Origin of the sequence: Mycobacterium sp. AZCC_0083, from assembly GCF_014202335.1 — a bacterium.
GTDB lineage: Bacteria > Actinomycetota > Actinomycetes > Mycobacteriales > Mycobacteriaceae > Mycobacterium.
Genome location: NZ_JACHGP010000008.1, coordinates 328,351 through 348,543, shown reverse-complemented (window position 1 = coordinate 348,543; position 20,193 = coordinate 328,351). Strand labels below are relative to the sequence as shown.

Sequence of the window (20,193 nt, the reverse complement as noted above, 5' to 3'; positions counted from 1 at the left end):
CCGTATGGGCGAGAAGTGTCTACCCACCGAACTGAGGACACTGTTCCTGTTCGAGTCGCTGTCCGACGCACAACTCGCGACGTTGTGCGACAACGGGCACATCGCCACGTACGAACCGGGCCCCATCTGCATCGAGGGTGAGCCTGCGACGTGCTTCTACGTGCTGATCGACGGCGAGCTGGTGATGTCGAAGCGCTCCGGCGGCGACGACATCGAGACCAACCGGACCTCCCAGCGCGGGGTGTACTGCGGCGCGTGGTCGGCCTTCGATCCCAACGAGGACCATCTGTACGAGGCCTCGGTCCGGGTCACCAGGCCGTCGAAGTTCTTCGTGCTCGACGCCGACGCCTTCGGCCGTTTCGTCCAGACCGAGTTCCCGATGGCGGTACACCTGCTCGAGGGGCACAAGGTCGGCGGGATGCGCACCCGCAAGATCATCGATCAGCGGGAGAAGCTGCTGGCCCTCGGCACCATCACCGCGGGCCTGACGCACCAGCTGAACAACCCGGCAGGCGCCAACGCACGCGCCGTCGCCGATCTCCGCGACCGGGTCGGCAAGATGCGCCACAAGCTGGCCATGCTGGCCGACGGCAAGTTCAGCCCCGAGGCGCTGCGCGTTCTCGTCAGCGTCCAGGACGAGGTCGCCGAGCAGGTGGCCAAGTCCAAGTCGCAGGAACTCAGCGCGCTTGAGGCCTCCGACCGCGAGGACCAGCTCGGCGACTGGCTCGAAGACCACGGCATTCCTGGGGCGTGGGACTACCCGTCGACGTTCGTCGAGGCCGGCCTCGACATCGACTGGCTGGAGCGGGTGTCGGCCGCCGTCGACGAGGTGGACGCGTCCGCGTCGTTGCAGGGCGCCATCGGCTGGCTGAAGTACACCATCGAGACCGAGCTGTTGATGAACCAGATCGGCGAGGCGAGCGACCGGATCTCGGCGCTGCTGGCAGGCGCCAAGCAGTACTCGCAGATGGACCGGGCGCCATATCAGAGCGCCAACGTCCACGACCTCCTGCGCAGCACCGTGATGATGTTCGGCGACAAGATCGGCCAGGGCAAGGCGGTCGTCCTGTGCAAGGAGTTGGACCACTCACTTCCCGAATTGCTTTGCTACCCAGGCGATCTCAACCAGGTGTTCACGAACATCATCGACAACGCGCTGCAGGCCATGGATGGCCACGGCCGCCTGACCTTCCGCACATCGCGCGTAGGCGACAGCTCGATCGAGGTGCAGATCTGCGACGACGGTCCCGGCGTCTCCGACGATCTGATCGAACGCATCTTCACCCCGTTCTTCACCACCAAGCCGTTCGGCGAGGGCACCGGACTCGGCCTCGACCTGGCCTGGCGGATCGTCGTGGAGAAGCATCACGGCACCCTGCGGGTGGAGTCCAAACCGGGCGACACCCGCTTCATCATCGTGCTGCCCTTGGTCGCCCCCGGGCCACCGGAAGAAGCCATCCCCACCGAGTAGTTCACGCGGAGTTCGCGACCTCGTTTCCGATCAGCCCGATCGAAACGGAATAGGCGCGGCGACGCGGCGGGTTGACCCAACCATGACGAAACCTGATCTCGGCAAGTTTGGCGTCTTCGGTCACCACGAGGCCCTGTGGCAGAAGGTGACCCCCAAGCAGTTTCAGGACATCGAAGCCCTCGGCTATGGGGCGATCTGGGCAGGCGGCTCGCCCGCAGCCGAGCTGTCGTGGGTCGACCCCATCCTGGAGGCCACCACCAACCTGAAGGTGGCCACCGGCATCGTCAACATCTGGACCGCCGCGGCGGGACCCGTCGCGGAGTCCTACCACCGCATCGACAAGGCCTACCCCAACCGGTTCCTGCTCGGCATCGGGGTTGGGCATCCCGAGGCGCTCGCCGAGTACAAGAAGCCCTACGACGCGCTGACCGAGTACCTGGACGAGCTCGACGAGCACGGCGTGCCCAAGGACCACATCGTGGTCGCCGCACTCGGCCCCCAGGTGCTCAAGCTCTCGGCGCGGCGCAGCGCGGGCGCCCACCCCTACCTGACGACACCCGAGCACACCGCACAGGCCCGTGAGCTGCTCGGGCCCGATGCGTACATCGCCCCCGAGCACAAGGTCATCCTGACCACGGATGCCGAACAGGCGCGCGCCACCGGCCGCAAGGCACTCGACATGTACCTGGGCCTTGCCAACTACCTGAACAACTTCAAGCGGCTCGGCTTCACCGACGAGGACCTGGCCAAGCCCGGCAGCGACCGCTTCATCGACGCCGTCGTCGCGTACGGCACCACCGACGCCATCGCCGCGCGACTCAACGAACATCTCGCTGCCGGTGCCGACACCGTGGCCGTTCAGGTACTGACGTCTCCTGACAAGCTGGTACCTGCACTCACCGAACTGGCAGGTCCACTCGGCTTGCAGTGAGCCGGCCCCAACCTTGAAGGGACTCGCATGACTGACGCAGTAGCCCTCAAACCCGATCTTGGCCGATTCGGCGTTTGGACGTTTGGCGCTCCCACACCGGAGCAGGCGGTCGAGATCGAGAAGCTCGGCTACGGCGCGATCTGGGTCGGCGGGTCACCCAAGGGTGATCTGGCCTTCGTCGAGCCGATCCTCGAGAAGACCGAGACGCTGCAGGTGGCCACCGGCATCGTCAACGTGTGGACGGCGCCCGCCGACCAGGTCGCAGAGTCGTATCACCGCATCGAAGGCGCCTACCCGGGCCGCTTCCTGCTGGGCATCGGCATCGGCCATCCGGAGCACACCGAGGAGTACCGCAAGCCCTACGACGTACTGGTGGAGTACCTGGACGCGCTGGACGCGGCCACGGTGCCGACCAGTCGACGCGTCGTTGCGGCGCTGGGACCCAAGGTGCTCGAGCTGGCCGCCAAGCGCAGCGCCGGTGCCCACCCCTACCTGACCACACCCGAGCACACCGCCCAGGCGGACCAGCTCATCGGCAACACGGTGTTCCTTGCGCCGGAGCACAAGGTGGTGTTGACCAGGGACGCCGAGCAGGCCCGTGCGATCGGCCGCGAGACCGTGGACTTCTACCTGAACCTGAGCAACTATCTGAACAACTGGAAGCGGCTCGGCTTCACCGACGCCGACCTCGCCAAACCGGGCAGTGACAAGCTGATCGACGCGGTGGTCGCGCACGGCACCCCCGAGGCGATCGCCGCGCGGCTGACCGAGCATCTCGACGCAGGCGCCGATCACGTCACGATCCAGGTGCTCGGCGGCAAGGACGCCCTTCTGCCGACGCTCGCCGATCTGGCCGGTCCACTGGGCCTGACACCCAAGTCGTGACACGGCTGGGGCGCGTCGGAGTCGCGGTCGGCGGGACCGTCACCGGCGAGGAAGTGCGCGAGGTCGAGCGGCTCGGTTACGGCACGCTGTGGGTCGCGGGCTCGCCGGCGGCCGAACTGGCGTTCGCCGAGCCGATCCTGGCGCACACGACCACCTTGCAGCTCGCCACCGGCATCGTGAACGTGTGGACGGCTTCGGCGAAGGACGTCGCCGAGTCGTTTCACCGCATCGAGGCGGCCTACCCCGGCCGCTTCCTGCTTGGCATCGGCGTCGGGCATCCAGAACACACCACCGAATACCGCAAGCCCTACGACGCGCTGGTCGACTACCTCGACGAGCTCGACGCCGCCGGGGTGCCTGCCCACCGCCGCGTGCTCGCGGCATTGGGGCCAAGGATGCTCGAATTGGCCGCCAGGCGCAGCGCAGGGGCTCACCCCGCTCTGACCACACCCGAGCACACTGCGCTGGCACGCAAGACGCTCGGCAGCGAAGCCCTCCTGGCACCGTCGCAACTGGTGGCGATCAACCCCGACCCGGACGCATCCCGCACCATCGGGCGGCAGATGATCGGCAACTACCTCGGCACGGTCAACTACGCCAGCAGTTGGAGGCGTCTCGGTTTCACCGACGACGACCTCGCCCCGCCGGGCAGTGACCGGTTGATCGACGCGCTACTGGCACACGGCACCGCGGAAGCCGTCGCCAAACGGGTGAACGAACACCTCGGCGCAGGGGCTGATCACGTGGCGGTTCTCTCGCCCGACCCGGCGAAACTGATGTCCACCCTCGCCGAGCTGGCAGGCCCGCTGGGACTGTCGGCCGGAGAGTAGATCCGCCGCCCGCTAGGGTCTGAGCATGCGGATGCTGGTCACCGGTGGCGCCGGATTCATCGGCGCGAACTTCGTACACGCCATGGTGCGCGAGCACCCCGAGGTCGCGGTGACGGTCGTCGACGCCATGACCTATGCGGGCAGCCAGGACTCACTGGCACCGGTGCAGGACGACGTGGAACTGGTCCGCGGCGACATCACCGACACCGAATTGATCGGCAAGCTCGTCGCCGGATCGGACGCCGTGGTGCACTTCGCCGCGGAGACGCACGTCGACAACGCGCTGGCCGATCCGGAGCCGTTCGTGCGCACCAACGTGATTGGCACGTTCGCGATTCTGGAGGCCGTGCGTCAGCACGGAGTTCGGCTGCACCACGTGTCGACCGACGAGGTGTACGGCGATCTGGAGCTGAACGACCCGCACCGCTTCACCGAGGGCACGCCCTACAACCCGTCGAGTCCGTACTCGTCGACCAAGGCCGCCGCCGACCTACTGGTGCGTTCCTGGGTGCGGTCGTACGGCGTACGGGCGACCATCTCCAACTGCTCCAACAACTACGGGCCATATCAGCACGTGGAGAAGTTCATCCCCCGCCAGATCACGAACGTGCTGACCGGCAGGCGGCCCAAGTTGTACGGCGCGGGCGCCAACGTGCGGGACTGGATCCACGTCGACGACCACAACCGCGCGGTATGGCGGATCCTCGCCGACGGTGCGATCGGCCGGACGTATCTGATCGGGGCCGACGGCGAACGCGACAACCTCTCGGTGATGCGCGCGGTGCTGCGATCGATGGATCGCGATGCCGACGACTTCGACTTCGTCCCCGACCGCGCAGGCCACGACGTCCGCTATGCGATCGACCCGTCCGTGCTGCGCGATGAATTGGGTTGGGCGCCAGAGCACACCGACTTCGAGGCCGGCCTGCGGGAGACGATCGACTGGTATCGCGCCAACGAATCCTGGTGGCGGCCGTTGAAGGACGAGGCCGAGGCGGTCTACCAGGAGCGTGGCCAGTGACGTCCCGAGAACTCAGCGTTCCGGGTGCATGGGAGATCACGCCGACGGTGCACGGGGACGAGCGTGGCGTGTTCTTCGAATGGTTCTCCGATCGCGAGTTCGCCGCGATGACCGGGCATCGGCTGGATCTTCGGCAGGCCAACACGTCGGTGTCGTCGGCGGGCGTGCTGCGCGGTCTGCACTTCGCGCAACTGCCGCCGAGCCAGGCCAAGTACGTGACGTGCCTGCGCGGCGCGGTACTCGACGTCGTCGTCGACATCCGGGTCGGCTCGCCGACGTTCGCACAGTGGGACTCGGTGCTGCTCGACGACAAGGACCACCGGTCTATCTACATCTCCGAGGGTCTCGCCCACGGATTCGTTGCACTGCAAGATGATTCGACGGTGTCCTACCTGTGCTCGGCCGGCTACTCCCCCGAGCGCGAGCACACCATCTGCCCGACCGATCCCGTCATCGGCGTGGACTGGCCCGTCACCGACCCGACGCTGTCCGACCGCGATGCCGCGGCTCCCACGCTCGCCGAGGTTCAGGCAGCCGACCTGTTGCCGACGTGGGATGACGCGCAGGCGTTCGTCGAAAGGCTTCGCCGCCTGCACCCCGCGGACTAGCCCCAATCCGTTCCGCTTGAGAGCACTCGGCGGTGAGCCATGTCACTTGTCAGCCATGCCCTCTGAATACTAGGATATCCTAGTATTCACCGCAGAGCGTTCTCAAAGGGCAGGTCATGACCACACAGATTCCGCACTTCATCAACGGCGAGCGCACGGCAGGGTCATCGACCCGCACCGCCGACGTCCTCGACCCGAGCACCGGCAAGGTCCAGGCGCAGGTTCTCTTGGCATCCGCGGCCGACGTCGACGCCGCAGTGGCGGTCGCGGTCGAAGCGCAGAAGGACTGGGCCGCATACAACCCGCAGCGCCGGGCCCGCGTGATGATGAAGTTCGTCGACCTGGTCAACCAGAACATGGATGAGTTGGCCGAGCTTCTCTCCCGCGAACACGGCAAGACCGTCGCCGACTCACGCGGCGACATCCAGCGCGGCGTCGAGGTCATCGAGTTCGCCGTCGGCATCCCGCACCTGCTCAAGGGCGAGTACACCGAGGGCGCGGGCGGTGGCATCGACGTCTACTCCATGCGCCAGCCGCTCGGCGTCGTCGCGGGCATCACGCCGTTCAACTTCCCCGCGATGATCCCGCTGTGGAAGGCGGGACCGGCGCTTGCGTGCGGCAACGCCTTCATCCTCAAACCCTCCGAGCGCGACCCGTCGGTACCGGTCCGGCTGGCCGAACTGTTCCTCGAGGCCGGTCTGCCCCCCGGTGTCTTCCAGGTGGTGCAGGGCGACAAGGAAGCCGTCGACGCCATCCTGCACCATCCCGACATTCAGGCCGTCGGCTTCGTCGGCAGCTCCGACATCGCGCAATACATCTACTCCACCGCAGCGGCAAACGGCAAGCGCGCCCAATGTTTTGGCGGCGCCAAGAACCACATGATCATCATGCCCGACGCCGACCTCGATCAGGCCGTCGACGCATTGATCGGCGCGGGCTACGGCAGCGCGGGTGAACGATGCATGGCCATCAGCGTCGCCGTGCCGATCGGCGAGCAGACCGCGGATCGCCTGCGCGCCAGGCTGGTCGAGCGCGTCAACAACCTTCGGGTCGGACACAGCCTCGACCCGAAGGCGGACTACGGCCCACTGGTCACCGGTGCGGCCCTCGAGCGGGTGCGCGACTACATCGGCCAGGGTGTCGCCGCAGGCGCAGAAGCAGTGATCGACGGCCGCGAACGCGCCACCGACGAGCTCACCTTCGGTGACGAGAGCCTCGAAGGCGGTTACTTCATCGGGCCCACCCTGTTCGACCACGTGACCCCCGACATGTCGATCTACACCGACGAGATCTTCGGACCCGTGCTGTGCATCGTGCGGGCGAACGACTACGAAGAGGCCCTGCGACTGCCGTCGGAGCACGAGTACGGCAACGGCGTGGCGATCTTCACCCGCGACGGCGACACCGCGCGCGACTTCGTGTCCCGCGTCCAGGTCGGCATGGTCGGCGTGAACGTGCCGATCCCGGTTCCGGTCTCCTACCACACCTTTGGCGGTTGGAAGCGCTCCGGCTTCGGCGACCTCAACCAGCACGGACCGCATTCGATTCTGTTCTACACCAAGACTAAGACGGTCACGCAGCGGTGGCCGTCCGGCATCAAGGACGGCGCCGAATTCAGCATCCCGACGATGAAGTAGGGCTAGGGCCGTGAGCACTCAGCGCTACTTCGGTCTCGACGATGACGAGCGTGTCATCGCCGAGACGGCGGCCGAGTTCGCCGCCAAGCGCATCGCACCGTTCGCCTTGGAATGGGATGCCACCAAGCACTTCCCGCTCGACGCGTTGCGCGAGGCCGCCGAGTTGGGCATGGCGGCCATGTACTGCAGCGAGGACGTCGGCGGCAGCGGTTTGCGGCGCCTCGATGCGGTGCGCATCTTCGAACAGTTGGCGATGGCGGATCCCTCGACGGCAGCGTTCCTGTCGATCCACAACATGTGTGCGTGGATGGTGGACACCTATGGCACGCACGAACAACGCAAGGCGTGGGTGCCCCGGTTGGCGACGATGGAAACAGTGGCCAGTTACTGTCTGACGGAGCCGTCAGCCGGTTCGGATGCGGCTGCACTGCGCACCAAGGCAGTTCGTGACGGCAGTGACTACGTGCTCGACGGCGTCAAGCAATTCATCTCCGGTGCCGGGGCGTCCGACGTGTACGTCGTGATGGCCCGCACCGGTGCCCCGGGTCCGCGCGGCATCTCGGCCTTCGTCGTCGAGAATGGCACGCCCGGTCTGAGTTTCGGTGCGCAGGAACTCAAGATGGGGTGGAACGGCCAGCCGACCGCTCAGGTGATCATGGAGGGCGTGCGGGTACCCGCCGACGCGATGCTCGGTGGCGCTGAGCGCGAGGGCGCCGGCTTCGGGATCGCGATGAGCGGGTTGAACGGCGGCCGTCTCAACATCGCGGCGTGCTCGCTCGGCGGGGCGGCATCCGCGTATCAGAAGGCCGCCGCATACGTGCGCGATCGGGAGGCGTTCGGTGCCAGTCTTATCGACGAGCCGACCATCCGCTTTGCACTGGCGGACATGGCAACCGCGTTGGAGTCGTCGCGGATGATGTTGTGGCGGGCGGCATCCGCTCTCGACAACGACGAGCCGGAGAAGGTGGAGCTGTGCGCGATGGCCAAGCTCCACGTGACCGATGCCTGTTATGACGTCGCCGACCGCGCGCTTCAACTGCACGGTGGGTACGGCTATCTGAGCGAGTACGGACTCGAGAAGATCGTCCGCGATCTGCGGGTGCACCGCATCCTCGAGGGGACCAACGAAATCATGCGCGTGGTGATCGGGCGGGCCGAGGCCGCCCGGGCCCGCGCTTCCGCGTAGAAGGAGATAGCTCGATGAGCACCGTGGCATTCTTGGGGCTTGGCAACATGGGTGGGCCGATGGCGGCCAATCTGGTCGCGGCCGGGCACACCGTGCGCGGATTCGACCTGGTGCCCGCGCTGAAGGCGGCCGCAGAGGACAAGGGCGCCAAGGTGTTCGACAGCGGCGCCGAGGCCGTTGCCGATGCGGACGTGGTGATCACCTCGCTGCCCAACGGCGCCATCGTCAAGGCCTGCTACGCCGAGGTGCTACCCGCGGCCAAGCCGGGCGCGCTGTTCATCGACACCTCGACGATCTCCGTCGACGACGCACGGGCCATCAACGCGCAGGCAGGAGAGCACGGCTTCGCGCAGCTCGACGCGCCGGTGTCCGGCGGCGTCAAGGGCGCCACCGCGGGCACGTTGGCCTTCATGGTGGGTGGTGACGACGCCGCCGTCGAGCGGGCCAAACCCGTGCTGGAACCGATGGCGGGCAAGATCATTCACTGCGGTGCGTCCGGCACCGGCCAATCCGCCAAGCTGTGCAACAACATGGTGCTCGCGGTGCAGCAGATCGCCATCGGTGAAGCCTTCGTACTGGCCGAAAAGCTGGGCCTGTCCGCACAGTCGCTGTTCGACGTGATCACCGGCGCCACCGGGAACTGCTGGTCGGTCCACACGAATTGCCCTGTTCCCGGCCCGGTTCCGACCTCGCCGGCCAACAACGACTTCAAGCCGGGGTTCGCGACGGCGCTGATGAACAAGGACCTCGGCCTGGCGATGGACGCCGTCAGCTCGTCGGGCTCCACCGCACCGCTAGGCACCCACGCCGCCGAGATCTACGCGAAGTTCGCCGCCGATCATGCCGACAAGGACTTCAGCGCCGTCATCGAACTGATCAGAAACGGCTAGTTGGTCGAGGGTGGTGGTTGGAATGGTTGGTACCACCACCATTGGGCGCGTTCGCCGGTCGGTCCCCGACACGGTTTGACCGCGGGTGGGGGTGTGGTCGGGGGTCGGGCCAGTGATCCGGCCTTCAGCGGTCTGCCTTGTTGGTCGGTGACGACGAGGTGCTGGGCGGGTCCGGTGATGGTGATGACACCCCGATGATGGGCCCGGTGGTGCTGGGAGCAGACCAGAACCAGGTTGTCCAACTCGGTCAGCCCGCCGTCCTCCCAATGCCGGACGTGATGAGCGTGCAGACCGCAGGTCGCCCCGCACCCAGGCACCACACAGCAGCGGTCGCGGTGCTCGAGAACACGGCGCAGCCGACGCCCGACCGTACGGGTCGCCCGTCCCGAGCCGATCACCCGGCCGTCGCGTTCGAACCAGACTTCGCAGGTGGCATCACAGGTCAGGTAGCGGCGGTCGTCATCGGATAACAGCGGGCCTAGATGCAGGGCGGCGACGCGGCTCTCGAGGTCGACGTGCACGACCACGGTTGTGCGCTGCCCATGCGGGCGGCGCGCGACGTCGGTGTCCCACCCGGCCTCGACCAGGCTCATGAACGCATCGACGGTGTTGGGTTTCGGCGGCGCCTGCGCCGCGACACCGTCTCCGTCTGGGTCTGCGTCGGTGTGGTCGCGTTTCCAGTCGGTGATCAGCGCGTCGCGATGCGAGTCGAGCGCGGCGTCGAACGTCGCGGCCTCATCGTGCGGCAGGGTGATCCGCCAGGTCGCGGTCTGCTCGTCGGCGGTCTTGCTGATCGAGCGCCGGGGTTCCGGCCGCGGCTCGGGCTCGGGTCGCGGTTCCAGCTTGATCGCGGTACGCAGTTGGTTGACCGTCGAGTAGGCGGCCATCTCCGCGTAGTGCGCGTCGGATCCGTCGGCGGCGCGTTCGGCGATGACGCCGACCTGATCCAGGGAGAATCGGCCCTCCCGCATGCCCTTCGCGCAGCGCGGGAACTCCTCGATCCGCTGCGCGACGGTGGCGATGATTTCGGCGTTGCGGGGTGACACACCGGTCATCCATGCCACCAACGAAGGCACCGAGCGGGCGCCGGTGGCGCCCCACAGCTCGTCGTGGTCGATCTCGGCCACGATGTCCACGATCTGCCCGTCGATCGCGTTGCGCTGGCCGGTCAACTCCGCCACCTTGTCCAACAACACATCGAGACGCTCAGCCGGGCTCACCTCAGGAGCGAAAGAGGCTGCAGGCGAGGACATACCACCATCAAACCAGAGGGGTACGACATTTTTGGCTCAGCTCTCCTAGTGCGTCAGCGCTGGGCTCTGACTCCAAGGACGTCGCGGAACACGGCTTGACGCAGGCTGAGTTCTCTCGGGTCGCTGAAGATGTGGAAGCCCATCTTGTTCATCACGTAGCCGAACCCGACACCGGTATCTGGATCGGCGAAGCCGAACGAGCCACCTGCTCCTGGCCATCCGAAGGCCCTGTCCGAGGAGCCGAATACGAATTCAGCGGTGGGCTTGCCGAGGCCCAGCGAGTACGACGCGTCGGTATGGATCACTTTGTCGCGCAGGCCCTTGGTGGGTGGCACCGCGGGGCCCTCCAGATCGTCGCGGACAGCCCTACTCAAGGCCAGCCCGGGACCTCCGCTGGCAGCGTCGCCGTACACCTTCGCGATCGACCGCGCGGTAGCCGTGCCGTTGACAGACGGCATTTCGAGCACCCGGAGTTCGTCGCGGTTGAAGTCTGCGGCGCCCTTGACACCCGCGGCGACCACGAAGGCTCTCGCAGACAGACTCGACGGGTTGAACATCGCGACTGCGAACATCGGGGGCATTGTGTTCAAGTGCAACACCAACTCCCGAAGGGCGAAGGCCTGCAACTGCGCCACCCGGTTTCGATCCACCGACACCGGCAGCCCGATGTAGAAGTCCAAGTCGAGTGGTGCCGCGATCTCCTCCGCGAAGAACCGGCCGATCGTGCGTCCCTTGGGGTCCACACGGCGAATGAGCTCGGACTGATACCACCCGAGCGTCACTGCGTGGTAGCCGTGCCTGGTACCGGGCAGCCAATGTGGTTCCTGCGCAGCGATCTTCGCCGACATCTTCTCCGGGTCCGCGATATCGGCCAGTGTCAACCGCGGTTCGACCGCAACCAGTCCCGCCTGGTGCCCCAGCAGTTGTCGCACGGTGATCGAGCCCTTGCCTGCCTGCGCGAACTCTGGCCAGTAGTCGGCAATCTTGGCGTCGTAGTCGAGCAGGCCACGTGAGACGGCGACCGCTACTGCAAGCGAGGCGATACCCTTCGTCGTCGAGAAGACATTGACGATCGTGTCCTGCTGCCACGGCGCTCGCGTGTTGGCGTCGCGATAGCCGCCCCATAGGTCGACGACCTTCCGACCCTCGCGGTAGACCGCGACCGCGGCGCCAAGCTCTCGACCACTGCTCAGGTTGCGCCGAAATGCGTCGGCGACCTTCCCATAGCCCTCGTCGACGTCACCGCAGACGGTATCGGTCGCAGTCGAGACACCCTTGGCCATGTCTCCACTCCATCGTCCAGTGGAGGTTTCGCGTGCGAAGTCCCCCGATCAAAAGATCGTACGTTCGGGTTCGGGGAGCGACGGTGAGAACTCAGATGTCTACCGGCCGGTGGTCTGCCAGCGCCGGTGCATCAGCTCGCAGCCCGCGGACAGCAGCCCGTCGTACTCGGACCGCACCTCCGCGGCACAGGCGAAGTCACCGCCGATGCTGTAGCCGGTGGTGACGACGAGCGTCGCCAGCTTCGCGGCGCGCGCGGCCCGCAGTCCGCGATGTGTGCCAGCCACCGCCAGCGCGCTTTCGGGCGCGAGCCCGAGTTCCCACAGTGCATACCCGTGCAGGTCGGGCTCACGGCCGGGGTTGGGGAGGTCGTCGGGGGTCACCACGGTCTCGGCGATGCCGTCGCCGACGAGCTGCCGCACCAGCGGCTCCACCCACGTCCGGGAACCCGTGCTGACGACCGCGATGGGCACGCCCGCGAAGAACAGGCTGTTCACCAGATCTTCGAGGCCCGTCCGCGCCGTGACGTCGCCGTTCAGCACGGATGCCTCGAACAGATCGTTCTTGGTCCGGGACACGTGTGCGGCGATCTCCGCGCTGACCCTGCCGAAACCACGCCTGCGCAGGGCCGACGCGATGCGTCGCTGCTCGTCGCCGATGCACATCAGCCGGCCGTACTCCTCGACAGTCCAGCTGATGTCCAGGCCATGTGCCGCGAACGCGGCGTTGAACGCCAACCGCTGGCCGTCGCGCTCCACGTCGGCCAACGCGCCATCGAGGTCGAAGATCACTGCCTTCAACGGCTCGACGGCGGCATGAGCCGGTCGCCCGGCATCCCACCAGAACGTCCTCACATCACACGCAACCGGCACGCTCACCAGGGTGTCCTACGTCACACCTGGCCCGACTCCCCCAAACGGGGGATTCGGGTAGCCATCTTGGGCACCGTCTTGGGCAGGCGTGATGACCTGCGCATCTAGGGTGATGGCATGAATCCGGTCAGGCTCGTCCTCATCGATGACCACGAGATGGTCATCGAGGGGCTCAAGGCGATGCTGGCCTCGTTCGGCGACCGGGTGGAGGTGGTCGGCCAGGCCGTTGGGGCCGAGCGCGCGCTCAGCGTCGTCGCCCATCTCGACCCCGACGTCGTCCTGTGCGACGTCCGCATGCAGGGCGCCAGCGGGCTGGACCTGTGCGCCGACCTTCGCAGCCAGGACCCAGGCCGCAAGATCGTGATGCTTTCGGTCTACGACGACGAGCAGTACCTCTTCCAGGCGCTGCGGGTGGGTGCCTCCGGCTACCTGCTGAAGAGCATCAGCAGCGACGAACTCGTCCGCCAACTCGAGTTCGTGCATCGCGGCGAGACGGCCATCGACCCCAGCATGGCGGCGCGCGCCGTCGACACCGCGGCGCGGCTGCAGCGCGACGAGTTCTGGCCAGGTGCCCGGCAGGGGCTGACCCAGCGCGAGAGCGAGATCCTGTCGCTCGTCGTCAACGGGCTGTCCAACAAGGGCGTCGCCAACAAGTTGGTGATCGGCGACGAAACCGTCAAGACCCACCTCCGGTCCATCTACCGCAAGCTCGGCGTCAGCGACCGTACCGGCGCCGTCGCCACCGCACTGCGAGAAGGCATCTACCAGTGAGGCGCCCATGACTGCCAAACCCAACGCCGTTCGCGACCTCGTCGACGCCGACCGCGAGCTGGCGCTGTTGCGGGAGTTGATCCAGGCGGCGTCGAGCGGTCCCGGTGTGGAGCCGCTGGCCGAGGCGGCAGCCAGGATGATCACCACCGCGACGGCCACCGACGTCTGCTTCGTGCACGTGCTCGACGACACCGAACGCTCGCTGACCCTGACGGGCGCGACACCACCCTTCGATAGCGAGGTCGGCAAGATCCGACTTCCCTTGGGGCAGGGGATATCCGGCTGGGTCGCCAGCCATCGCGAGCCGGTCGTGATCATCCACGACAAGGAGTCCGATCCGCGGTACAAGCCGTTCGAGTCGCTGCGCGGTTCGGACTTCACCTCGATGGTCTCGGTGCCGATGGAGACCGACCCCGGCGGACTGGTCGGCGTCCTCAACGTGCACACCGTGCAGCGCCGTGAGTTCGCCGACCGCGACGTGGAACTGCTCCTTGTCATCGGTCGGCTGATCGCTGGCGCCATGCACCAGGCGCGGATGCACCGCCAGCTAGTGGCCCGCGATCGTGCGCACGAGAACTTCGTCGAGCAGGTCATCCAGGCGCAGGAACTCGAACGGCGCCGGCTGGCCGGCGACATCCACGACGGCATCAGCCAGCGGCTCGTCACGCTGTCCTACCGGCTTGACGCCGCCAGCCGAGCCGTTGGCGACGATTCCACCACCGCTGCTGAACAATTGGCGCTGGCTCGCGAACTCGTCGATCTCACACTCGGCGAGGCCCGCGCGGCGATCAACGGGCTGCGCCCGCCGGTGCTCGACGACCTCGGGCTGACGGGCGGGCTGGCCAGCTTGGCGCGGTCGATCCCAGCCGTCGACGTCGACGTCGAGTTGGCGGACGCCCGGCTGCCCGACCACATCGAGATCGCGCTGTACCGCATCGCGCAGGAATGTCTGCAGAACGTCGTCAAGCACGCAAAGGCCACCAACGCGAAGCTCACGTTCTCGGTGGGCGACGAACACGTCCGACTCGAAATCGTAGACAACGGGCTGGGTTTCGATACGCTCGAGCATCCGCTCGGAGGCGACGAGATGGGCGGCTACGGTCTACTGTCGATGGCCGAGCGCGCGGAGATCGTCGGCGGCCGGCTCAACATCCGATCACGGCCAGGGTCCGGTACGGCAGTCACGGCGACCATCCCGCTGCCTTCGACCACAGCTCCTTAACCTCCCTTGCAGGAGATGTCGACGTAGACGGTGGTGAATTGGGTTGGGTCGATGATCGATCCATTCGAGTTGATGTTCGAATCGTGCAATCCTTCGATGCCGGTGACCTTGCATCCCGATAGCGGGTACACCGCTGCCCCGTTGAGCTGCACGTTGAAGCCCTGCACCTGCAGCGAGTTGATGGTGTCTTGGGCGTTGCCGAAGCCACCGGGACCGCCGGGTGCTGCCGCAGCCGCGGCCGGCGATCCAAGGCTTGCGGCAACGAGAATGGCGATGATGCTGAGCTTCTTCATGATTGGGGATAGGACCCCGGGTTACAGCCGCGCCCCTAGAAGCTCAGAAGTCGCCGGCGTGCCGCCGCAGTGACTCGATGGCGGCGGCCAGCGTTCGCGAATCTGCGGCCGACATCCCGATGTCGGCGAACACCTCGTTGTTGAGCGTCACCGTCGCGTCCTCGACGGTCGAGCGGCCAAGATCGGTCAGCCGGACCAGCGTGGTGCGGCCGTCGGTCGGGTGCGGGGTGCGTTCGACCAGACCGTCGCTCTCGAGCCGCCGGATGGCGTGCGTGACGCTGGTGACGTGCACCTGCAGGCGGTCGGAGGCCTTCGTGATCGGCAACGCGCCGCCGCTGGAGAATGCCAGCAGCCGCAACAGTTCATACCGGGAGAAGCTCAGGTCGTAGGGCCGCAACGCCGACTCGACGCGGGCAAGCAGGATCTGGTGCGCCCGCATCACCGACGTCACCGCCACCATGCCCTCGGCGACGTCACCCCACCCCGAACGCTCCCAGTTGTGGCGGGCCAATGCGATCGGGTCGCGCTTGACGGGCTCAGAGGACACGCCTCTTCATACCGCACCCGCGCAGCGGTCGCGGGGATCTCGGGGCGGTTAACTCAGAGAATCAGGCCGAAGCCAGCGCGGACAGCACCGCTCGCGACGACTGGCGGTTGCCGACGCTGATGCGCACGCCGCCGTCGGCGTAGCCACGCACCCGCAACCCGCGGCCCGAGAACACGTCCTGCCACGGCCGGGCGCATGCAGGCAGGTAGACGAAGTTCGCGTGACTGTCGGTGCTGTACACCCCCATCGCGGCAAGTCGCGCCCGCAGGTAGCGGCCCTCCGCGGAGATCACCCGGATGCGTTGCTGTAGTTCGGCTTCCGCATCGTAGGAAGCGGCGACGGCGACCAGCCCGGTGGTACCCATGCCGAACGGCAGCTGCATGGTCCACAACCGCCGCGCCAGATCCGGCGCGCAGAACCCGTATCCGATGCGCAATGCGGCCAGACCATATGCCTTCGAGAACGTGCGCAGCACCACGACGTTGGGGTACCGCGCCACCAGGGCCGGCGCGTCGATCCTCTGCTCGGGCGACAGGAACTCGACGTACGCCTCGTCGAGGAGTACCACCGTGTCCGACGGCACGCGCCGCAGGAAACGCTCGACGTCGGTCGCCGATTCGATGGTGCCGGTCGGATTGTGCGGGCGGCACAGCACCACCACCCGCGCCCTGGCGGCCGCCTCGGCCATGGCATCGAGATCGTGATGGCCGTGCCGGTCAAGGGCCACCGTCACCGAGTTCAGTCGCGCCATCTGCGCGAAGATCGGGTAGCCGTCGAACGTCGGGGACGTCATCACCATCGTGTCGCCGGGACTGGTCACCGCATGCAGCACCTGCATCACCACACCCGTGGCGCCAGCGCCGATCACCACCTGGTCATCGCGGACCCCCACCCGGCCCGCGATCAGCGACCGCATCCGCTCCGGGAGGAACTCCGGATAGCGATTGGCTGCGTCGATCGAGGCGACCAGCGCCGACCGCACCGACGGGAGCGGCGGGAAGGGGTTCTCGTTGAGCGACAACGCGAATGGGTTCACCGCGTCGGGTAGCGCGTCCACCGCATCCGTCAGCGCGTAGTGCATGCTCATGCGGTCCGTCCTCCCCACTGAACGGCAGCGGCCCCCGCGAAGTCACCGGCGTGCGCGAACGCCGCCATCATCACGACGTCACCCTTCTTCAGTCGACCCTCGGTGATCGCGCGGTCCAGGTTGACCGGGATGCCCGCGGCGAACAGGTTGCCGCAATCTTCGAAGGTGTCGGTGTGTTTCTCCTTCGGAAGCTCGAGCGCCTCGCGCCAGTTGCGCAGGAAGGCGCGGTTGGGCTGATTGGTGACGAGCAGGTCGAGATCCTTGGGCTGCATGCCGATTCGGTCGCACACCGCATACGACACCTCGGGCACCTGTCGGTTGCCGCGGGCCAGCACCTTGGTGATCTTGGCCTCGGTGAAGCCTATGCAGGCCTCACCAGGGCCCGCCTGCCACCACTTGCGGGGCGGGTCGATGGCCAGCGTCATGTCACCCGCATACTCGCCGTAGGTCCGGCACTCGATGTCCAGGATCGGCGACTCGTCGGACAGGGTAACCAGCCCGACCGCGGCGCCGTCTCCTGGCACGGCGGACTGCGCCTTGCGTCGGATGGTCGGCTGGTCGAATGCCGTTCCCGCCGAATTCTGGGCGACGGCGATGAGCGCGGTGCGCCCCTCTCCCGAGGCCAGCAGGTTGCGTGCGAGTTTCATGGCAAGCACGAACGCCGCGCACCCTCCGTTGTGCAGGTCGATCACCCAATTGGGTTTCATGCCAAGGCGATGCGCCATCCCGCCGCCACCGCCGTAGAACGGCATGTCCGGCATCTGGGTGTGGGTGATGAGCACGTCGGCTCCCGCGACGGCGTCCTGGCCATGTCGCTCGACCAGGCCTGCCGCGGCCCGTTCGACCATGTCGATCGCTGTCTCGTCTTCTGCGACGTGGTGGCGGAACTTCGGTGCGCGGAACATCAGGTTGTCGCGCAGTTCGTCGGAATCGGCGAACTGGGCGTAATAGTCGGCACTGATCGGCTTGCCGGGAAGGTAGGTGGAGACGTCGAGAAGACTGACGGGCGTCTGGGAGTTCACGGGGGTTCTCATCTCATCCAGGCCGGCGTCACCGGCAGTCCGTTGTGGTGCCGGTACTCGGCAATTGCCTTGAGGTTCTTCAGTTCCAGCTCGTGCCCCGCGCCGAACATGTCCCAGAAGTCGCCAACCCATACCGGCCGCTGCGACGGCGCCGCCTCGGGGTACGGGTTCTTGTCGTAGAACGGGTGATGGCAGTTGGTCCACAGCACCACCGAGCCGGGCTTGTTCAGCACCACCTGTGCGTCGACGACGCGCATCAGGTAGACCATCCACAGGTGTGTGCCCTGGTCCCAGGCGCAGTGGTAGTCGACCGTTCTGGCTTCGCGGTTGGCGACCGTGCGGGTGTAGATCTCGGTCTCCGACCCCAGTCTGTCGTAGGCCAGCCACAGCCCGGGTTCGTCGGTCGGCGTGAAACCTCGCAGGCTGTAGGTCCACTCCTCGAGGCTGCGGGTGTCGGAGAGATATTCGAACAGTTCGTCGGGCGGACAGTCGACGTAGTCGTTGACCGTGCAGTACTCACCGAATACCTGGTCGTGCGGGTACACCGACCGCATCATCTCCATGATGATCGGGGTGGCCTTCTCTCGCGGTGCCGTCTCGATCCGGACGACTCCGTCGATGGGTTCGGGATTGCCTGTGTGGTCGACGATGTCGTCAAGCGCGGGCAGCGACATGGTGCGTCATCTCCTTTTGTGTTGGATGCTGGTGTGAAGTACTGAGAAACGGTGCGAACGGCGGTATCTCGTCTGCGGAGCACTCGACGCTGACCACGGATGGTCCGTCATGTGCAAGGGCGGCGCGCACCGCACCGGGCAGTTCGGCGAAGTCGGTGACGTCGACGGACGGCAGTCCTGGGAACATCGCGGCGAGGCCTGCGCCGAGGCGGCTTGGCGTGAACCGGTTGTAGCTGTACCGGTCGCCGTAGAACAGCTGCTCACGGGTGACACACATGGCGTGGGCGTTGTTGTTGAACAGCACGACCGTGATGGGCAGGTCGTACTGGATGGCGGTGTGCAGTTCCATGCCGTGCATGAAGAACGAGCCGTCGCCGGCGATGACGACGGTCCGCTGGCTCTTTGCGCGCGGGCTCGTCGTCCGCGCGAAGCACGTCCCGATCGCCGCACCGAAGCTGTAGCCCATGCCCCCCATGCCGAGCGCGACCACGAATCGGCCGGATCGCCGCACGGGCAGGTGGTGGATGGCCGCCGCGCCGGTATTGCCCGCGTCGACGACGACGTCGACGCCGTCGGGAAGCACGTCGTCGAGGACGGTCATCGCGTCGCGGTAGCGGATGCCAGGGCCGTCGTGGGCGGGCGGCCGCAGTTCGCCGTGCGGCGACGGGTCAAGCACCCGCAATCCGTGCGGCCTGCCGTGACCCGTCAGGCCCTTGGTCAGTTGCGGCAACGAGACGCGCAGATCGTCGGAGTGAACGTGGGTGGCAGGCAGATACGGCGATTCGGCCCCGATCGACACCACGCGCACCCGCCCGAGGACGTCGTCGAGGCCTGCGCGCGCGGTGACGGGCAGGCGGGTGCCGATGAGCAGGCACACCGCACTCTCCGCCATGGCCTCGCCAATTCCCGGATGTCCCATCACCCCGGTGACGCCAAGCGACGACGACGCGCCGAGCCCGGGTGAGCCGCTGACGTCCTTGGCGTCGGGCACCGTGGCCACCCGCGCCCGCAGCACGGCACGCAGCTCTTCGAGCTCGGTGCGCGCGTCGTCACGGGCGACCTGGTCACCGGCGATGATGGTGACGGGGCCGAGCGCGCTGCGCAATTCGTCGAGGATCGGGTGCGGGTCACCTACTCGCGCGTCGTGCGCCGCCAGCGACCCGGAGCCGACGTCCACCAGTGCCTGCTGAATATCCTTGGGCAGCAGCAGGACCGCGGGGCCTCCGGTCCGTGCGGCGGCAATCGCCTCGGGCAGCGCGGTCAGGACGTCGGCCGGCGTCAGCAGCCGCTTGCAGTACACCGAGACGGCGGAGAACAGTGCATGGGCGTCGAGCGAACCACCCTCACCGCTGGTGTCCTGAAAGCTGCCAAGTCCGTCGAGGGCCCTCGGTGGTTGGCCGACGAGCGCCAACACGGGAATCCTGCTGGTGAACGACTCCCCCAGCCCCGCAATCAGATTCAGCGACCCGCCACCGGACGTCGCCGCCACCACTCCGAGATCGGAGGTGGCGCGGCTGAATCCGTCGGCCATGGTCGCCGCCGAGAACTCGTGTTTGGCCAGCACCGCGGTGATCCCGTCGCAGTCGTGTGCCGCGTCGTAGAGATCCTCGATGTTGGCGCCGTCGACGCCGAAGACGTGACTCACACCACGAGCCGCGAGGCTGCCGACCACGTAGTCGACGACTCTCTGCCTGCTGGTCATTGCTCACCTG

20 protein-coding genes are annotated in these 20,193 nt (G+C 66.9%); 11 read left to right on the top strand and 9 right to left on the bottom strand.

Features of this window, described 5'->3' with window-relative positions; genetic code table 11:
• The first annotated feature begins 4 nt into the window (after positions 1 to 4).
• The 9 genes from HNP02_RS21675 to mmsB all read left to right on the top strand — a co-directional run bounded on the left by HNP02_RS21675 (position 5) and on the right by mmsB (position 9,459).
• The gene (locus tag HNP02_RS21675; protein ID WP_184442355.1) at positions 5 to 1,471 is read left to right on the top strand and encodes an ATP-binding protein; all 1,467 of its coding nucleotides are present in this window, start codon (positions 5 to 7) and stop codon (positions 1,469 to 1,471) included.
• A gap of 82 nt (positions 1,472 to 1,553) precedes the next feature.
• Entirely contained in the window at positions 1,554 to 2,402 is an 849-nt protein-coding gene (locus tag HNP02_RS21670; protein ID WP_184442353.1) for an LLM class F420-dependent oxidoreductase, read from the top strand.
• Between the two features lie 27 nt (positions 2,403 to 2,429).
• Complete coding sequence (locus HNP02_RS21665; RefSeq protein WP_184442351.1) at positions 2,430 to 3,287, top strand: LLM class F420-dependent oxidoreductase; 858 nt, start codon at positions 2,430 to 2,432, stop codon at positions 3,285 to 3,287.
• Positions 3,284 to 4,117 (top strand): LLM class F420-dependent oxidoreductase, encoded by an 834-nt coding sequence (locus tag HNP02_RS21660; protein WP_184442349.1) that lies wholly within the window; start codon positions 3,284 to 3,286, stop codon positions 4,115 to 4,117. Before HNP02_RS21665 ends, HNP02_RS21660 begins: the two co-directional genes overlap by 4 nt.
• 25 nt (positions 4,118 to 4,142) lie before the next feature.
• Positions 4,143 to 5,138 (top strand): dTDP-glucose 4,6-dehydratase, encoded by a 996-nt coding sequence (gene rfbB / locus HNP02_RS21655; RefSeq protein ID WP_184442347.1) that lies wholly within the window; start codon positions 4,143 to 4,145, stop codon positions 5,136 to 5,138.
• Complete coding sequence (gene rfbC / locus HNP02_RS21650; protein WP_184442345.1) at positions 5,135 to 5,746, top strand: dTDP-4-dehydrorhamnose 3,5-epimerase; 612 nt, start codon at positions 5,135 to 5,137, stop codon at positions 5,744 to 5,746. The genes rfbB and rfbC overlap by 4 nt, the downstream gene beginning before the upstream one ends.
• A 116-nt stretch (positions 5,747 to 5,862) precedes the next feature.
• Positions 5,863 to 7,383 (top strand): CoA-acylating methylmalonate-semialdehyde dehydrogenase, encoded by a 1,521-nt coding sequence (locus HNP02_RS21645; protein ID WP_184442343.1) that lies wholly within the window; start codon positions 5,863 to 5,865, stop codon positions 7,381 to 7,383.
• A 10-nt stretch (positions 7,384 to 7,393) separates the two neighbouring features.
• A complete protein-coding gene (locus tag HNP02_RS21640; RefSeq protein ID WP_184442341.1) occupies positions 7,394 to 8,569 on the top strand; it encodes an acyl-CoA dehydrogenase family protein in 1,176 nt (391 codons plus the stop codon).
• A 14-nt stretch (positions 8,570 to 8,583) separates the two neighbouring features.
• Entirely contained in the window at positions 8,584 to 9,459 is an 876-nt protein-coding gene (gene mmsB / locus HNP02_RS21635) for a 3-hydroxyisobutyrate dehydrogenase (RefSeq protein WP_184442339.1), read from the top strand.
• On the opposite strand, the gene HNP02_RS21630 is transcribed toward mmsB, so the two are convergent.
• The 3 genes from HNP02_RS21630 to HNP02_RS21620 all read right to left on the bottom strand — a co-directional run bounded on the left by HNP02_RS21630 (position 9,456) and on the right by HNP02_RS21620 (position 12,871).
• Positions 9,456 to 10,712 (bottom strand): HNH endonuclease signature motif containing protein, encoded by a 1,257-nt coding sequence (locus tag HNP02_RS21630; RefSeq protein ID WP_184442337.1) that lies wholly within the window; start codon positions 10,710 to 10,712, stop codon positions 9,456 to 9,458. The two genes, mmsB and HNP02_RS21630, sit on opposite strands and share 4 nt — an antisense overlap.
• A gap of 53 nt (positions 10,713 to 10,765) precedes the next feature.
• Positions 10,766 to 11,995, bottom strand: coding sequence for a serine hydrolase domain-containing protein (locus HNP02_RS21625; protein ID WP_184442335.1), 1,230 nt, complete (start codon positions 11,993 to 11,995; stop codon positions 10,766 to 10,768).
• 99 nt (positions 11,996 to 12,094) lie between these two features.
• On the bottom strand, positions 12,095 to 12,871 hold the full coding sequence (locus HNP02_RS21620) for an HAD hydrolase-like protein (protein WP_309241650.1): 777 nt from the start codon (positions 12,869 to 12,871) through the stop codon (positions 12,095 to 12,097).
• A 111-nt stretch (positions 12,872 to 12,982) separates the two neighbouring features.
• Between HNP02_RS21620 and HNP02_RS21615 the strand changes: the two genes are divergently transcribed.
• Both HNP02_RS21615 and HNP02_RS21610 read left to right on the top strand, forming a co-directional pair.
• Positions 12,983 to 13,636 carry a response regulator transcription factor gene (locus HNP02_RS21615; RefSeq protein ID WP_184442333.1) on the top strand — a complete coding sequence of 218 codons (654 nt, stop codon included), beginning with the start codon at positions 12,983 to 12,985 and terminating at the stop codon, positions 13,634 to 13,636.
• Positions 13,637 to 13,643: 7 nt separating this feature from the next.
• On the top strand, positions 13,644 to 14,858 hold the full coding sequence (locus HNP02_RS21610) for a GAF domain-containing sensor histidine kinase (protein ID WP_184442331.1): 1,215 nt from the start codon (positions 13,644 to 13,646) through the stop codon (positions 14,856 to 14,858).
• Here the strand turns inward: HNP02_RS21610 and HNP02_RS21605 are convergent.
• The 6 genes from HNP02_RS21605 to HNP02_RS21580 all read right to left on the bottom strand — a co-directional run bounded on the left by HNP02_RS21605 (position 14,855) and on the right by HNP02_RS21580 (position 20,183).
• Complete coding sequence (locus tag HNP02_RS21605) at positions 14,855 to 15,151, bottom strand: hypothetical protein (protein WP_184442329.1); 297 nt, start codon at positions 15,149 to 15,151, stop codon at positions 14,855 to 14,857. The genes HNP02_RS21610 and HNP02_RS21605 overlap by 4 nt on opposite strands.
• 43 nt (positions 15,152 to 15,194) lie before the next feature.
• Positions 15,195 to 15,698 carry a MarR family winged helix-turn-helix transcriptional regulator gene (locus HNP02_RS21600; protein WP_184442327.1) on the bottom strand — a complete coding sequence of 168 codons (504 nt, stop codon included), beginning with the start codon at positions 15,696 to 15,698 and terminating at the stop codon, positions 15,195 to 15,197.
• 61 nt (positions 15,699 to 15,759) lie between these two features.
• Positions 15,760 to 16,785, bottom strand: coding sequence for a histidinol-phosphate transaminase (locus tag HNP02_RS21595; RefSeq protein WP_184442325.1), 1,026 nt, complete (start codon positions 16,783 to 16,785; stop codon positions 15,760 to 15,762).
• The gene (locus HNP02_RS21590; RefSeq protein ID WP_375373697.1) at positions 16,782 to 17,807 is read right to left on the bottom strand and encodes a 3-oxoacyl-ACP synthase III family protein; all 1,026 of its coding nucleotides are present in this window, start codon (positions 17,805 to 17,807) and stop codon (positions 16,782 to 16,784) included. The genes HNP02_RS21595 and HNP02_RS21590 overlap by 4 nt, the downstream gene beginning before the upstream one ends.
• Before the next feature lie 8 nt (positions 17,808 to 17,815).
• Positions 17,816 to 18,481, bottom strand: a complete 666-nt coding sequence (locus HNP02_RS21585; RefSeq protein WP_184442314.1) for an SRPBCC family protein — start codon at positions 18,479 to 18,481, stop codon at positions 17,816 to 17,818.
• Entirely contained in the window at positions 18,462 to 20,183 is a 1,722-nt protein-coding gene (locus HNP02_RS21580) for a thiamine pyrophosphate-binding protein (RefSeq protein ID WP_184442312.1), read from the bottom strand. Before HNP02_RS21580 ends, HNP02_RS21585 begins: the two co-directional genes overlap by 20 nt.
• Positions 20,184 to 20,193: the final 10 nt, after the last annotated feature.